This window comes from Vibrio sp. 1288, assembly GCF_033344475.1.
In genome coordinates this window covers 106956-122572 of record NZ_JAWPOX010000007.1, presented here as the reverse complement: position 1 = coordinate 122572, position 15617 = coordinate 106956, and the positions used below count along the sequence as shown (strand labels likewise).

13 protein-coding genes are annotated in these 15617 nt (G+C 46.5%); 10 read left to right on the top strand and 3 right to left on the bottom strand.

What is annotated here, in order from left to right; all coding sequences use genetic code 11:
- Positions 1–167: 167 nt before the first annotated feature.
- Entirely contained in the window at positions 168–1274 is a 1107-nt protein-coding gene (locus R8O11_RS07620) for an NADH:flavin oxidoreductase (protein WP_318194057.1), read from the top strand.
- Between the two features lie 80 nt (positions 1275–1354).
- Here R8O11_RS07620 and R8O11_RS07615 read toward each other — a convergent pair whose 3' ends face one another.
- Positions 1355–2245: a LysR family transcriptional regulator gene (locus R8O11_RS07615; RefSeq protein ID WP_005375788.1), complete on the bottom strand. Its 891-nt coding sequence runs from the start codon at positions 2243–2245 to the stop codon at positions 1355–1357.
- 155 nt (positions 2246–2400) lie between these two features.
- Here R8O11_RS07615 and R8O11_RS07610 point away from each other — a divergent pair, with 155 nt between their 5' ends.
- The 7 genes from R8O11_RS07610 to R8O11_RS07580 all read left to right on the top strand — a co-directional run bounded on the left by R8O11_RS07610 (position 2401) and on the right by R8O11_RS07580 (position 10189).
- Complete coding sequence (locus tag R8O11_RS07610; protein ID WP_005375789.1) at positions 2401–2799, top strand: RidA family protein; 399 nt, start codon at positions 2401–2403, stop codon at positions 2797–2799.
- Positions 2800–2872: 73 nt separating this feature from the next.
- Positions 2873–4333 (top strand): aldehyde dehydrogenase family protein, encoded by a 1461-nt coding sequence (locus R8O11_RS07605; protein ID WP_047100933.1) that lies wholly within the window; start codon positions 2873–2875, stop codon positions 4331–4333.
- A 69-nt stretch (positions 4334–4402) separates the two neighbouring features.
- Positions 4403–5392, top strand: a complete 990-nt coding sequence (locus tag R8O11_RS07600; RefSeq protein ID WP_053303711.1) for a membrane dipeptidase — start codon at positions 4403–4405, stop codon at positions 5390–5392.
- 109 nt (positions 5393–5501) lie between these two features.
- Positions 5502–7103: a BCCT family transporter gene (locus R8O11_RS07595; RefSeq protein WP_115386696.1), complete on the top strand. Its 1602-nt coding sequence runs from the start codon at positions 5502–5504 to the stop codon at positions 7101–7103.
- A gap of 101 nt (positions 7104–7204) precedes the next feature.
- Positions 7205–8941 carry a hypothetical protein gene (locus R8O11_RS07590; protein WP_275115260.1) on the top strand — a complete coding sequence of 579 codons (1737 nt, stop codon included), beginning with the start codon at positions 7205–7207 and terminating at the stop codon, positions 8939–8941.
- A complete protein-coding gene (locus tag R8O11_RS07585; RefSeq protein WP_017821204.1) occupies positions 8938–9669 on the top strand; it encodes a DUF3726 domain-containing protein in 732 nt (243 codons plus the stop codon). Before R8O11_RS07590 ends, R8O11_RS07585 begins: the two co-directional genes overlap by 4 nt.
- A gap of 142 nt (positions 9670–9811) precedes the next feature.
- A complete protein-coding gene (locus R8O11_RS07580; protein WP_031777276.1) occupies positions 9812–10189 on the top strand; it encodes a nuclear transport factor 2 family protein in 378 nt (125 codons plus the stop codon).
- A gap of 82 nt (positions 10190–10271) precedes the next feature.
- Here the strand turns inward: R8O11_RS07580 and R8O11_RS07575 are convergent, their stop codons facing one another.
- Both R8O11_RS07575 and R8O11_RS07570 read right to left on the bottom strand, forming a co-directional pair.
- The gene (locus R8O11_RS07575) at positions 10272–11267 is read right to left on the bottom strand and encodes an ABC transporter substrate-binding protein (protein ID WP_017821206.1); all 996 of its coding nucleotides are present in this window, start codon (positions 11265–11267) and stop codon (positions 10272–10274) included.
- Between the two features lie 141 nt (positions 11268–11408).
- The gene (locus R8O11_RS07570) at positions 11409–13643 is read right to left on the bottom strand and encodes a hypothetical protein (RefSeq protein ID WP_318194056.1); all 2235 of its coding nucleotides are present in this window, start codon (positions 13641–13643) and stop codon (positions 11409–11411) included.
- Between the two features lie 425 nt (positions 13644–14068).
- Between R8O11_RS07570 and artP the strand changes: the two genes are divergently transcribed.
- Positions 14069–14797 carry an arginine ABC transporter ATP-binding protein ArtP gene (artP, locus tag R8O11_RS07565; RefSeq protein WP_284143208.1) on the top strand — a complete coding sequence of 243 codons (729 nt, stop codon included), beginning with the start codon at positions 14069–14071 and terminating at the stop codon, positions 14795–14797.
- 88 nt (positions 14798–14885) lie between these two features.
- Positions 14886–15617 (top strand): arginine ABC transporter substrate-binding protein, encoded by a 732-nt coding sequence (locus R8O11_RS07560; RefSeq protein ID WP_085568965.1) that lies wholly within the window; start codon positions 14886–14888, stop codon positions 15615–15617.

The following is a 15617-nucleotide window of genomic DNA, read 5'->3' as shown; positions in this document are numbered from 1 at the left end:
CCCAGATTAAAGTTTTATCGTCTCCGAGGCATTAAGGTGCGCCTGTAGTTTGCAGGTCTCAAGGATTCAGAGAAGGAACAGCCATACATCGTGTATCGCTGTTCCTTTTTCGTTCTTGTTTACTTGCGAAAAGATAAAACATAAAGACAACTTTAAGAGGACTGGTTTTGAGCATTTTGTTTTCCGAAGCCCGCATTGGCAACATGACCCTAAAGAACCGTTTTGTGCGAAGCGCAACGTGGGAGAACCTGGCGACCGAAGATGGTCACATGACGGCAAAGCTTTACGATATTTACGAAACGCTTGCGAAAGGGGAAGTTGGGCTTATTGTCACGGGTTATGCCAATATCGTTGAAGAAGAGAAACCCAACGCAGGTATGATGGGGATCTACAACGACTCTTTTATTGAAGAATACAAAAAGCTAACAGAGCTAGTACATCAACAAGATTCTAAAATCGTGATGCAAATTGCTTACGGTGGCACCAAAACCACCCATAACGTCGGTGAGCGTGTCATCTTCGCTCCGAGTGACGTGCCTGAGCGTGGTACAAATACGCAAGGCAAAGCGATGACAAAGGACGAAATAGACTACATCGTAAAGGCATTCGCATTGGCGAGTAAACGTGCTAAAGACGCTGGTTTTGACGGCGTAGAGATTCATGCGGCGCACACTTATTTAATTAACCAGTTTTTAAGCCCGTACTATAATCGTCGCGAAGACGAATATGGTGGTGACTTAGAAAATCGCATGCGCTTTCTTTTAGAAATTTATTCTGAAACCAGAAAGCTGGTTGGAAGCGAATTTCCCATCCTCGTTAAACTGACGGCAACAGAGTTCTTTGACGGCGGTTTAACGTTCGATGAAACTCGCGTCGTCTGTAAGAAACTTGAAGAAGTAGGCGTTGATGCGATCATCGTATCTGGCAATGTTCACGGCAAAGCAAACGAACTTGTTGGTCAAACGTTCGATGGTTACACACTACAAGAAGAAGGTTACTTTCACGAATATGGTCACGTGATCAGTCAGGACGTTAGCATACCGGTGATTACTGTCGGCGGGCTGAGCGACATTGATGCGATTGAGAAAATTGCAGAAAACACAGGTATCCAATTTTTTGCTGTGTCACGCCCTTTATTGGCTGAGCCACAGTTGATCAAACGTTGGAAAGAAGGCAATCGCGCACCAGTAGATTGCGAACGTTGCTCAAAGTGTCGTACCAAGCGCGGTAACTTTTGCGTGGTGTATAAGAACCGAAATCGTCGCAAAAAATAGAACGAAGCGAATACACAAATACAAATTAGCCTCCACTCTGAATATGGAGGCTTTTAATTATCCGCATGTTAATCGAACCATTATTTATCTTCTTTTTGATAGTTTAAATAATGCACACAAAGATCGTGAAATGCTTTAGCTTGAGGCGAGATCGTGCGATCGGTTAACGTAAATATACCAATTTGCCTTTCAAGTGGTGGATCGATAAGCGGAATCCAAACCAAGCGTGTTTCATTGGTTGGGAAAGCAAGCTTCGGTAGGGTCGTGACACCAATCCCAAGTTCTAAGACAGAAAACAGCGAAGTAATATTTTCGACCGAATAGAGCGCTTGCTGACTCAGAGCTCTTGCTGGGGTTGGATCGAGAAGTGTACAAGTGCCGTTACGGATAAAGGGTTGTTCCAACAAAGTTTGCCACTCGATTCCTTCTGGATGACTCGCAATAGGGTTATCCTTTAAACATACCACGCCTATTGGATCGGCTAACAGTGGCGTAAAGTCAATGCCGCCCTCATCGAGGTGAGAGGGGTTACCGAGCGCTAAGTCGACCTCACCGGAGAGTAGGCGAGCCTCGACGCCAGCGGCATTATCGTCTATCAAGCTTACTTCTACATTTGGATACTGTTCGCAAAAGGCACCCAACACGCTAGGGATGAGCTTCGCTGCAACAGAAGGAACGCTCGCAATTCGCACTCTCCCTTGCTGTCCGGCAGCGGCTGCTTTGAGATCGTTGTCTAGTGCACTGTAGATATTGAGAAACTGAACCACTTTGGGCAGACAAATTTCACCAAACGGGGTCAATTTGGTTTTGTTTCCGGGTTCAAACAGCGTTTGCCCTAGAATTTTTTCAAGCTCTTTTATCGATGTTGACAGTGCCGCCTGAGAACGATTTGCACGATGTGAAGCGGCTCGAAAGCCTCCTTCCTCGACTACCATCACAAAATGCATTAATTGTTGAAGCTTAATACTCATCCCTAATGCCTCTTAATCCCTTTATTTACGTTATTTTAAACAGAGTGATAAGTTTAATTTATCAAATGTCAAAAATTTACCGTTAGATTTATCGCCTGTCAATGTGCATCATTTAACCATATTGAAACAAAGCTGTTACAAAGGTTGAAAGGCACGTGAATACTCCTACTAAAAAACACCCAGTTAAAACCAGTCTATTTGCTTCTAAAGCGCCGCTTGAATGGGCGATAGTCAACAACGGAACCCTGTATACGGCTCAAATTCCTATTGATGACACAGGCGCGGTTGTGGAAGGCGGTATCGAAGCACAAACACGTCAAACCTTTAACAATCTCATTCACACCCTGGAGTGTGCAGGGGAGTCTTTGGACTCGGTGTTGCAGGTCCTGATTTATGTGACCGACAGAGAATACTTAAAGACCGTTAACCAAGTGTACGCGGAATATTTTGAAGCGCCGTACCCAAATCGTGCCGCCATGGTGGTTGCAGGGTTAGCGCGAGAAGAGATGTTGGTGGAGTTTGTCGTCTACGCGTCGGCAAGCCAACCAGAATAAATCCAATAAGAACAATTAGAGATCAGTGAGTGGGTGGCTTGCCATCACAAATCGGAAGAACAAGGAAAGAACCATGACTTTTATTAACAATGTTCAAGCAGAAAAATCCCTCTATATAGCGGGTGAGTGGCAATCGGGCATGGACACCATCGCCAATATTAACCCTTCTGATATCAGCGAAAACATTGGTGATTTTGCACAAGCGAGTGTGTCGCAAGTAGAGCAAGCGATTCAAGCGGCTAAATCAGCGCAGCCAGAGTGGGAAAAAACACCAATCGAGCGCAAACAAGCAGTGTTACAAGCGATTGGTGATGAGCTCATTGCACGATGTGACGAATTGGGCACCTTGCTTTCGCGTGAAGAAGGTAAGCCATTTGCTGAAGGTCGAGGTGAGATTTACCGTGCTGGCCAATTCTTCCAATACTTTGCTGCTGAGGTACTGCGTCAAATTGGCGATAACGCTGCTTCCGTCCGTCCAGGTGTCTCCGTTGAAGTTACTCGCGAAGCCGTCGGCGTTATCGCCATTATCTCTCCTTGGAACTTCCCAACAGCAACAGCGGCTTGGAAAATCGCGCCAGCACTTGCGTTTGGCAACAGCGTCGTCTGGAAGCCTGCCAACCTAACCCCAGCAAGTGCCGTCGCGCTGACAGAGATTATCCATCGCCAAGGTTTACCTGCCGGCACGTTTAACCTCGTTTTGGGTAGCGGTTCGCAAGTCGGTAATACCCTTATCAATTCGAAGGAAGTGAACGGCGTGAGCTTCACTGGTTCTGTGGACACTGGCCGTAAAGTTGCAGCGGCAACCGCACCAAATTTTGTGCGTTGTCAGCTAGAGATGGGTAGCAAAAATGCGCTCGTAGTGGCAGATGATGCAGATATTCAGATTGCTGTCGAAGCGACAATCGCAGGCTCATTCTCGGGTGCAGGTCAAAAGTGCACCGCGTCTTCTCGTCTTGTGGTTATGGACGGAATTCACGACGCGTATGTTGAAGCGCTAATCAAACGCATGAGCGAACTTAAAGTGGGTCACGCACTGGAAGAGGGCGTGTTCATGGGCCCTGTGGTTGATGGTAACCAGCTGAATGCGAACTTTGAGTGGATCGAAAGCGCACGCCAAGCAGGCGCGGAGTTGGCTTTCGGTGGTGAGCGTCTGAGCCTAGAGCATGACGGTTACTACATGTCACCAACTCTGTTTTTAAATACACAGAATGGCTGGGAAGTGAACCAAGAAGAAGTCTTTGCGCCAATGGCGAGCGTGATTCGCGTTTCTGATCTGGATGAGGCAATTGCAGTCGCGAACGATACGCGCTTTGGCCTGACAGGCGGCATTATCACGCAAAGCTTGCGTAATAGCGCGATCTTCAAACAGCAAGTCCAAACGGGCTGCGTCATGGTTAACTTGCCAACTGCGGGTACAGATTATCACGTTCCATTTGGTGGTCGTAAAGAATCTAGCTTTGGTCCTCGTGAGCAAGGTCAGTACGCCAAAGAGTTCTACACCGTAGTGAAAACCGCTTATCAGCGTCCTTACTAAGATCGGCAGGGTAACTGATGGTGTCAGTTACCCGCACTGAAAGGCTAAGAAATTGTTTAAGGAGTGGTTATGTACCAACAACGGATTGTGATTGACGGATTGCAGTACTGCAATTGGGATCGAGAGTATTTCCAAACGCTTAAGGCGAGTGGCATTACCGCCGTTCATGCCACTATCGTCTACCACGAAACTGCGCGCGAAACCTTAACGCGTTTTGCTGAATGGAACTTGCGCTTCGAGCAAAATGCGGACCTCATCATGCCTATTTATTCAATGGCAGATGTAGAAAAAGCCAAAGCAGAAGGCAAAGTCGGCATCTTCTTCGGCGCGCAAAATTGCTCACCTATCGATGATGAAATTGGTCTGATTGAAGTGATGCGCCGCCAAGGTCTGCTGATCATGCAACTGACCTACAACAACCAAAGCTTACTGGCGACAGGTTGTTACGAACAAAACGATTCCGGCGTAACTCGCTTTGGTAAGCAAGCGATTGAAGAGATGAACCGAGTCGGGATGATCATTGATATGTCCCACAGCGCGGAGCGTTCGACGTTGGAAGCTATCGAGCTCTCTTCGCGTCCAATTTGTATCAGCCATGCTAACCCGACGTTTGCGCATGACGCACTGCGCAACAAATCCAACACCGTGATCAAAGCACTGACGGAGCGCGGTGGTTTGATTGGATTCAGTTTATATCCATTCCATTTGCCAAATGGCAGCCAGTGCACGCTGGATGATTTCTGCCAGATGGTAGCGAAAACCGCAGACATGTTTGGCGTCGACCATTTAGGTATCGGTAGCGATTTGTGCCTAAATCAGCCGCAACAAGTGTTGGAGTGGATGCGCAACGGTCGTTGGTCAAAAGCGATGGATTACGGCGAAGGTTCAGCAAGTAACTCGGGATGGCCAGATGCGCTGCCATGGTTCTGCGGCAGCGCAGGGATGGAGAACATCTACAACGGATTAATGGGTCACGGATTCAGTGAATCTGAGGCTGGAAAAATATTGGGTGAAAACTGGTTCAACTTCCTTAAAGAAGGATTAGAGCCTATTTCATAGCATTCCCCAAAGTAGGAACCGCCTGCCCACATAATAACAATACGGCAGGCGTAAAACTCACATTTGTAGCCAGTCTTTGGCTGCTGCAAAGAACCTCTGGAGCCAGAGTATGTCTGATTTAACCAATAGCATGAAAGCTTCCACGATGAACGTGTCATCGGGCAAGTCGAAAGCAAAACACAACACATCAACAACAGAAAACACGACGGACAAATTAGGACTGAATAACCCGGCCTTTTGGTATAGCGGTGGTTTCATCGCGTTGTTCGTTGCTATTGCACTTTATGACGGCGAGCTGTTATCTACGATCGTTAACGCTGGCTTTGGCTGGGCAGTTCAGGTATTTGGTCCATACTGGCAGTTACTGCTGCTTCTCACTTTTCTTATTGGTCTTGGCTTGGCTGCAGGGCGAACAGGCAAGGTGATGTTGGGCGGGATTGCAAAACCAGAAATGGATTCTTTCCGCTGGATGGCGATTATTTTCTGTACCTTATTGGCTGGTGGTGGCGTTTTCTGGGCCGCGGCTGAGCCTATCGCACACTATGTTAGCCCACCCCCTTTATACGGCGCGCAAGATAACCCGCAGCAAGGTGCGGTGAATGCGTTGTCGCAATCCTTTATGCACTGGGGCTTTCTGGCTTGGGCGATTGTAGGTAGCTTAACTTCGATCGTGGTGATGCACCTGCATTACGACAAAGGTTTACCACTAAAACCCCGTATTTTGCTTTACCCAGTCTTGGGCGAACGAGCACTTAAAGGCCAACTCGGTGCATTGATTGACGCGTGCTGCATTATCGCGGTAGCCGCAGGCACCATCGGGCCAATTGGGTTTCTAGGCTTGCAGGTTAGCTACGCGTTAAATGCGCTGTTTGATATTCCTGATGGCTTTACCACTCAGCTTATCATCATCTTGTTTGCGATTGCTCTTTACACCTTGTCAGCACTCAGTGGATTAAGCCGAGGCATGCAACTGCTTAGTCGTTACAACGTGATTCTGGCAATGGCATTGATGGTTTACATCCTGTTTTTTGGCCCTACGAATTTTATCTTTAACGGATACATTCAAGGTGTAGGAAGCATGTTGGATAACTTTATCCCAATGGCGACTTATCGCGGTGACGAAGGTTGGCTAAGTTGGTGGACAGTATTTTTCTGGGGCTGGTTCCTGGGTTATGGTCCGATGATGGCAATCTTTATTGCGCGTATTTCCCGTGGTCGAACTATTCGCCAAGTTATTTCCACCATCAGTATTGTGGCTCCGTTAACCACCTGTTTTTGGTTCACGATTGTGGGCGGCTCAGGTCTTGCGTTTGAAATTGCTGAACCGGGTAGCGTGAGTGCGGCGTTCGAAGGCTTTAACCTGCCAGGTGCTTTGCTTGCGGTGACTCAGCAACTACCAATGCCAATGCTGACTTCAATTCTATTTCTGATTTTAACCACGATCTTCATCGTCACGACGGGCGACTCAATGACCTACACAATCAGTGTCGTGATCAGTGGTGAAACGGAGCCGAATGCGATCATCCGTACCTTCTGGGGAGTAATGATGGGTGTGACGGCATTGATCCTGATTTCTCTTGGCTCTGGTGGCATCTCTGCACTGCAATCTTTCATTGTGATTACCGCGGTTCCGGTTTCGTTGATTCTGTTACCGTCACTTTGGAATGCGCCGCAAATCGCAATCAAAATGGCGAAAGAGCAAGGGCTATAACAATTATCTAATTCAAACAACGTGGAGCTTGTGCGGGTGTTTTCCTCCTGCATCCGCACAAACCCTAGTATTCTTACAATAACAAATAGGTGGTGAGCAAAATGGATGCACATCGTTCTACTTATACGGAAGCAACTATGCGCGATGCAGCGATTGTCATGGCAGCCGAAAGGCTTGGCGCAATGCACCAAAACCGAATCAGCTTTGTTCGCAGTCTGATTCGTAATATGGCAAGCCAAAACTGGCAAGTAACCAAGCATGAGTGGCAGCTTTGTCCTCGTGGTTATGGTCATGTGATTTACAAATTGACCACGCCAGAGCACGTTTATCATTTGGTGGTATTCTGTGATGAAATTGCCGACGACGAGCGTAATGATCGCGTAATTGCTGAAAAGTGGGACGTCACATTTGCACTGGTTCAAGGCGATGTTGATGTTACTTTGTTGGAAAGATTGCGAGAAAATGTACCGCTGCAAGAAGCGGGACGTAATCCAAACAACGTACTTGTTCTTGCTCGCGCAAACAAAAGTGTGCGCGTGTTTGAGCACATTGTTAGCGCGCTTTCTCAAGGCGAGCAGCCTGAGCCGAAAGAGTTAGCGGAAGTGGGTTATATCCTGCGTACCACAGCTGTTTATGGTAACGGAAAGTTTGGTATCGCCGATTTCAAACTGTTAGAGAACAACTCAGATTTCAGCCAGTCTTTTAGTGCGCAAATGTGTGCCGTATATATGTTGCGTGAATTCAGCCTAGATTGGGTGCACTATCTGGCACTTCAACAAGGTGGCGACAAGGCGGTGGCTTTGCATCGTGGCTTGCAGCGCTACCTTGGTGTCGGCAATGCGACTGGCTTAGGCATGGCTCCATACTTGATTAATCACCCGTGCATCGTTGACCAATGGATGACCTCTCGCGAACGTGCGGTAGCGCGAGTCTTTGCGATGCCATGTGAAGCTTCATTCCATGCTCCTTTGCAAGGATTGCTGCAAAAAGCACAGCGTCATTTAGAGCAAGTCATCACCATCAATGAACATCAAGACAGGCTCAATCATCAAGCGATAGCAGACATCAAACAACTGCTATCAGAGCTAACAACGTTAATGGCATCACATCCGAATTGGGCGAGTTTGGTCGAGCATAAGAAAACAATGAGTGTGGAGGCCCAAGAAATCCTCACCTCTTGCTTGATCGAACTCTACCCATCTTTAGTGGATGAATTTGCTAGCCAAATGAATACGGATGAAACGTTATCTATTCCGGGCGGGAAAAAGATCCAAGATTTACTGGAAGTGTTGCAAAGCAAGTACCGCTGGGCGATTGATGCGGATTACTCACTAGCCGAGAACAACTACTGGTTCTGGTATCGCTCACAAGATAAAGAAGAGCCAAGGCTTGGTGTTCGCGGGGAAGAGGCTGGAGAAGAAAAAGAACTGCCGCTTGATATCGGCAGACAAGTGAATCGCTTGTACCAGGCCTTGCTTGACTGTGATGTAGAAATGTCCGTAGCAGAGTTTCTATTGCAAAAACCGGCTTATCGTTCGATCACACGTCGCGTATGGACGCTAGGCAACCGTGCGATGGGGGATATTCAAATGAATGTGCTGCGTAAAGATGCGTTACCAATGCACTTACTGCGCTGTAAATTGGCGATCTTTGGCGCGACTAAGTTTGATCCGCGCTCGGATCGTTGGGTTCGAGTAACTTTCTTCCAAGGTGCGCCGTTGTTAGATGAAATTCACGACCCTAAACTGGCAGACACATGGATTTTCCCTAGCATGCCGCCACGTGACGAAATTGCGCAAAGTGACAATCAAAAAATCAGTGGAGGATTTGCATTATGATCGTCTCTCACAACGAATTGGTGGCCGCGGTTAATAAGGCATTTCTTGGCATGCGCCGTCACTGTGGTGAGGCGGATGTCATTGCGAACATGGTGGCGGACTTGCAAATGGTTGGCTTACATGGAGTTCGTCATTTTAATAACGCCAGTCTGTTTCTTGGGTTAGATTCAGACTGCGCCGTATCGGTGACCAACAGTACGCCGTCAAGCATAGAGGTAGAACTGCACAACGGGAGTGTAGCGTGTCATTTACCCGCGGTGTTGGATTTCGCGCTCGAGAAAATGATCAACCGTAAGTCGATTACCGTTACGTTGAAACAGTGTCATAACCGTTGGCTAGGTTTTAGTGAGTTGTTGAAGCTCTCTGCAAAAGGCATTGCGTGCCGTGCACAATGGGTCAATGGCTCTAGTCCCAAGCGAACGCTTTATGTGTTAAACCGTGGACGAATCGCGCCAGAAGTCTTTTTCTCGGATCAGTTTGATGGGCATGATACGGATTTGCATAGTATGGTTATCGAGCTCTCCGTGAACGATTTCGATATCGAGAAAAGTGCACAAGGATATACCACCCACATTGAAGGCGATGAGTTAAGCCGTACGCAACAAGCTTCTTGGCAAAATGGTATCTTTGTCGAAGACCAAGAATGGGAAACACTGAAACAAACCGCAACCGCGTTGCTGGTGGAGAACAGTGAGCGTTCTATGCTCGGTGCTGGTGGTGTGGTTTAAGCTATGAAAGGCGATGATTCCAAGTAGAAGTGATGAAGGCTGCTGTTTAGCGGCCTTTTTTGTGCGCGATGTTCAGTCACTTCTGAAGTTCAAAGACTATGATTACCGTTATCCGCAAGATGGAGCAACACAGGTAAGAAAAATGGATCTGCAAGAGAATAAAAGAAATGCCATTGCGTTTTACGAAACCGCCTATAGAGGTAACCCAAGAAAGGCAGTTGAAGACTACGTAGGTGATGAGTACATCCAGCACAATCCATTAGTTGGAAATGGCCCCGAGGCTTTTATCGAGTATTTTGAGCGGATGCAAAATGAGTATCCCGATAAAGATATTACGTTTGTGCGAGCCATTGCTGAAGGGAATTTGGTGGCACTACACACTCACCAAACATGGCCTAATGATATTGAATACGTGACGATGGATTTCTTTCGTTTTGATCACAATGGGAAGATCGTTGAACATTGGGACGCTCTGCAAGAGATACCCAAAGAAACATTGAATGGTCACACCATGTATTAACGAGTCGTTGATTAGCCTCCCATGCCGTTTATTCAAACGGTATGGGAGGTTAAATGATTTGTGGCACTCGAAGTATTAATCATCAAAGCGCTTTTTCGATTCTCACCGCGACGTCTTCAGATACCCAGCCTTTCCACAAGTCAGGGTAGGTATTAAAGAAGTAAAACATCGCTTCTTCACCGTCCGCGTAGTTATCTTCCATCCAGGCCAGCATTTCACTCATTTGCTCGTTGGTAAATCCGCGTTTCTGCAAGTACGCGAATGCTTGGGGTTCTTTGTTCGCAAATGCCTCAGTTGTTACTGTGCGAACTGGAGAAGGTGGGTACATTGTTACTTTGGGAGAAGTACAATCAGGCTGGGTGGTACAGTTGCGATACTCTTCCAGATCCGTTCCGCTACCAAAATCCACTTTGACCATATCATACTTGCCCAATACGGGTGTTGGTGACCAGTAGTAACCAAACCAAGGCATTTTGCGATCATAGGCTTTGGCGATGGTACCAGCTAGTGCAGCGCCAGAGCCTGGGTCAACCATCTCAAAGCCGTGCTCACTTAACCCTAATGCATTAAACAAGTGACCGGAGGTGATTTGGCATGTCCAACCAGCAGGGCAGCTATAAAACGCGAACTTGTCATCATCTTCTGGGTGTTCAAATAGTTTGGCGTGCTTGATGACGCCTTCTATCGTCGCGAGTTCTGGATACTGTTTTACCAGATAGGCGGGAACCCAAAACCCTTCTTCACCACCATTGACAAGCGATTCACTAGCGATGCGCAAGCGTTTATCCGCAATTCCTTTATCAAGTGCTTCTTTAATGCCGTTTGTCCATAACTCTGGCGCAACGTCAGGCTGCCCCTTTTCAATCATAGAGGTGCCCGTAGGAACGCTATCACCAGGGATCAATTCCGCATCGCACTGGTAGCCTTCATTTAAGACAAATTGGTCGATGTGCGCCATTAAGCTGGCCGAATTCCAATTCATATCCGCGATGGTTATTTTTCCACATTCATCCGCATTTGCATGAGTTGATAATGCTGAGAGCAGCATAACAGAGAGCATTGAAGGTGTCGTCTTCATGTGACTGAATTTCCTTGTCGTTGTCATTTACTTCAGTATATACATCGGTTTATAAAGATTCAGTGAACAAGTTTTTTTCAGTGACGTTGAGCATAAAAACGGCGATTTATGAAGCGTTTGGTGAGAGGGGTTTAAAGGGCGTTAATACAGCAAGAACACTCCTTCGTAGCCGCCAATCTCAATATGAGAAACATAGTCGCCGATGTTACCGTCTTGATCTACAGGTCGCATAGGCTCTGGAAGTGCGATAGTTATCTTCGGTGAGGAGAAGTAATCGATATTTTTGCCAAAGAAATCAGTCCGATACAGCACTCGGCCTTTGGTGAATTCGCGGGCTAACACCATCTCTGTAGGGCCATGCACCACCACCGTATCGTCTGAGTGATACGCAAAGTACGTATGGGTTGGTAACAAATCGATAGCGCCATTAGGCAAGTCAGGATGAGCCACTTTGCTCATAGAAGCATCTCCAATCACCGTGTAATCGGCGGAATAGGGCGTGCTGGTGGACATCATTAGCGGAGTCGCCTGATACCCATCTGGGATTTGATTGGTTGGCATACCTAAATCGATGGCAAGCAAGGCGCTAGGTTGATAAGCAATATTCTTTGGTACGCCTGCCTTCCAGAAGTTGTCACTTGTTGTGTTATTACTTCCATATAAGTAGCCATTGTTCCACTGATTAAAGTAAATGCGCTCAGGGTGATAGTTTAAGTAGAACACCGCTAGTGCAGAGTATTGGTCCTGTTTCCAATTGTTTTCTGTGTTACCAAAGTATTGAACTCGACCATAACGCGTGGTCGCTTGATAAATCACTTTCTGACCCGCTTTGGCGAGTGCAGAGTTATCCCAAAACTTAGCCAAGCCAGCATAGCCACTAAAGCCAGTAGCAGGGAAAAGGTAGTGCTCGCGCAAGTACAAGGAGCCAGCGTTAACCAAGTGGTTTTGCCCATTACGACCGAATAAGTTTGCCGTACCTATGTTGAGGCCAATTAACGCATCTTCATCCAGCGTTGCCAGTTTATTCAAGAACGCCGAGAATTGCGCTTTGTAAGCATCGTCAGCAGCTTGGCTACCCGCCACCAAACCAAGTTCATCCACTGTGCCTCCGGAATATATGTAGAACTGATTTGCACCGAGTAACTTATTCGTATCGTCGTTGTACGCACCATTTAAACCTTGTTTCGCCCATTCAGCTTGGTAAGAGTGGCGCATCGTATTGGCAAAAAAGGGATTGCCGAGATTGGTCAATGCCCAAGAAGAGGTTTGATTCCACATACGACCAAATGGAATAACGCGTGACTCCCAACGAAATCGTGCGGTTGCATTCTTATTCGAACGGTTTTTGTATTCATGCCAAGAAAGATAATTGTCTTGGTTTCGATCTGCAGATTTGTCGAAGCCACGAATTTTACGCCAGCGTTGAATGGTTTGACCTTCAGGTGTCTCCGTTGGTGCTCCTGAGATATTGACGGCAGGGAAGCTATCTTTGAGTTGAATGTTTTCGAGACGTGGGCGGTTTTCTATGTTGTCGTCATGCCAAGTAATTTTCGCAACGTAAAGGCGGCCGCCGTCGCGTAAAAAGGTGGAGCCAAAGTTCTGACCGCCACCATAAGTTTTTCCGCTACCATCATGCGTTGTAGCGCGAACCCAATCCGAAGGGACAGACCAGTTGACCGTTTGGTTTTTAGTCATGTTCTCAGTTTTGTCTTTTTTAATCGCGAAGCGTTTCCATTCAGTTACCTGACCAAACGAGTCGATGGCAGAAGGGTATTCAATCGTGAAGCTGCCGCCTTGAGCAAACTGAGAGAACGTAAAGGCTAAGCGGTCGAACTTCTCTGAGTGATAGACATAGAGGGCTCCACCATTATTCGCCTGACCAAATACATCAGCATCCCATGGCGGTGGTTGATATAGCCAAAAACCGGCGTGGTTAGCGCTGGCGGTATAGCCAACGATCATCGGTTTTCGATTGAGTAGAGTATTCTCGCCATGGCTTGAGTCGACTTCAGCTAGGATAGTGTCTTCAGAAAAGTGGAGAAAGAAATCTTCGTAGTCAATTCCATTCAGTTCTGCTTGGTTACGTATATCGTTTTCCAGCCAACCTGAGTTAAGTTCCAGCTTTTGGTTGTACATGTAACCAAGCGCTTTTACACGCTCGTTATCACTCTTATCTTTGTAAGCTCCAAACACGATATCAGCATGATCCAGTTCCCATTCACGTGTAGCCACAGCAGAGATAGGCTTATCTTGAAGATCAATACCCTGTTCATGCAATCCAGGTAACACGATTGCTGTTCTACTCCAAACGCTGGGTATAGAAAGTAAGCTCAGAGAAGCAAGTGCAATGAGAGAAAAACAATGCGACTTCAACATGGGGTTATCTCACTCATACTTAGATGACTCGAATTAAGGGCCAGAATACAAAGAGAAATTATAGTCCATTCACAAAGTCCTAATCAGGAACCCGCCGATAGAAGGCTTTACCGGAAATCGAGGGGGGAAGCCCGGCAAAAATGAGAAGGTCTGCGTCGGGTGTAGTACGTTCAAAGACTCAAAATTCCGTCTACACAAGCACAAAAGTAACCAGAATTTTAACCTTGTTTCGATTGCCATCATATTGTTGGATTTTCATCAACAATTTCAGTTAAAACCAACTGATTAAACCAGTCATATTCTCTGTTGTATTGATTGCTTATCATACAAAAATTTAACAAAATTAATTTTTATACATTTTTATTGCATAAAAAATCCTTTTGAGTAATATAAATGCCAAGTGACAATTAATGCGGTATGTCAGCATGACTATTCAGGTAAGCGGAATCAATAAATCCTACGGTGAGACACAAGTGCTTCACGATGTCAGCTTTAAGTGTGAAAGCGGCGAAACACTGGTGTTACTCGGTCCGAGTGGTGCAGGGAAGAGCTCTCTACTACGTGTTCTTAACCTTCTTGAAGGAGCGGATAACGGCCAGTTAAACATCGCTAATGACGCATTCGACTTTTCAACTGAAATCAAAGAGAAGCAAGGTTTAGCGCTTCGTCGTAAAGTGGGCATGGTGTTCCAACAGTACAACCTATGGCCGCATATGACAGTGATGGAGAACCTGATTGAGGCTCCGGTAAAAGTCGCTGGCATGGATAAAGACGAAGCGAAGAAGCAGGCAATGCAAATTCTTGCGACGCTGCATTTGGCAGACAAAGCGGATGCATGGCCGATGCAACTTTCTGGTGGTCAGCAACAACGTGTGGCGATTGCTCGTGCATTGATGATGAAACCGGAAGTCTTGCTTTTTGATGAACCGACCGCTGCGCTTGATCCGGAAATTACTAACCAAGTCGTTAAGATTATTAAAGATTTAAGCGAAACCGGAATTACACAAGTAGTTGTGACGCACGAAGTGGATTTCGCCAAGAAAATCGCTAGCCACGTACTGTATTTAGAAAAAGGACACATCGTTGAGCACGGCACAAATGATTCGTTTTCTAACCCGCAAACCGCCCAGTTTGCTGACTACTTAAATCACTAAATCACGTTTTTAAAGTTCAGTCTATTTAACAGATAAGCTCGGCTGTCATTGCGAGTGTCAGCCCACTAAGTACACACGGAGTATTGCAATGAAAAAGATTCTACTAGCTTCACTAATCGGACTTGTCTCAGCGAATGCAGCAGCACAAGAAGAGATCAAATTTGCGATGGAAGCGACGTACGCCCCATTCGAATACATGGATGAAAACAACCAAATCCAAGGTTTTGATGTGGATCTGGCGAATGCACTATGTAAAGAAATCGAAGCAAAATGCACCTTCCACAACCAATCTTTTGACAGCCTGATCCCAGCATTAAAATTCAAGCGCTACGATGCGGCAATCTCTGCAATGGACATTACTGAGGCGCGTTTGGAGCAAGTGAATTTCACGAATGCATACTATGACAACTCAGCAGCGTTTGTTTCTATCAAAGAAAAAGTGGCTGATCAAAAAGCACTAGAAGGTAAGCGTGTTGGTGTTCAAAACGGTTCAACACACCAAAGCTACCTGATTGAGCAAATGCCGGGCGTAACCGCGGTTCCTTACTCAAGCTACCAAGACGCGTTCATCGATATGAAAAATGGCCGTATTGATTCTGTATTCGGTGACACAGCAGTCGTAGCAGAATGGTTCAAGAAAGAAGACAACCTAGCTTACGTGGGTGAGCACGTCACTAACCCTAAATACTTCGGTAACGGTTTCGGTATCGCAGTAAATAAAGGTAACGACGAGCTAGTGAACAAGCTGAACACGGCACTGAAAACAGTGAAAGCGAACGGCGAATACGACGTAATCTACAACAAGTACTTCGGTAAGTAA

Coding starts and splice junctions, on each gene's coding strand:
- R8O11_RS07595 (WP_115386696.1), top strand. CDS start 5,502: ATGTCTGATTTAACCAATAGCATGAAAGCTTCCACGATGAACGTGTCA.
- artP (WP_284143208.1), top strand. CDS start 14,069: ATGACTATTCAGGTAAGCGGAATCAATAAATCCTACGGTGAGACACAA.
- R8O11_RS07590 (WP_275115260.1), top strand. CDS start 7,205: ATGGATGCACATCGTTCTACTTATACGGAAGCAACTATGCGCGATGCA.
- R8O11_RS07575 (WP_017821206.1), bottom strand. CDS start 11,267: ATGAAGACGACACCTTCAATGCTCTCTGTTATGCTGCTCTCAGCATTA.
- R8O11_RS07615 (WP_005375788.1), bottom strand. CDS start 2,245: ATGAGTATTAAGCTTCAACAATTAATGCATTTTGTGATGGTAGTCGAG.
- R8O11_RS07560 (WP_085568965.1), top strand. CDS start 14,886: ATGAAAAAGATTCTACTAGCTTCACTAATCGGACTTGTCTCAGCGAAT.
- R8O11_RS07600 (WP_053303711.1), top strand. CDS start 4,403: ATGTACCAACAACGGATTGTGATTGACGGATTGCAGTACTGCAATTGG.
- R8O11_RS07580 (WP_031777276.1), top strand. CDS start 9,812: ATGGATCTGCAAGAGAATAAAAGAAATGCCATTGCGTTTTACGAAACC.
- R8O11_RS07605 (WP_047100933.1), top strand. CDS start 2,873: ATGACTTTTATTAACAATGTTCAAGCAGAAAAATCCCTCTATATAGCG.
- R8O11_RS07585 (WP_017821204.1), top strand. CDS start 8,938: ATGATCGTCTCTCACAACGAATTGGTGGCCGCGGTTAATAAGGCATTT.
- R8O11_RS07570 (WP_318194056.1), bottom strand. CDS start 13,643: ATGTTGAAGTCGCATTGTTTTTCTCTCATTGCACTTGCTTCTCTGAGC.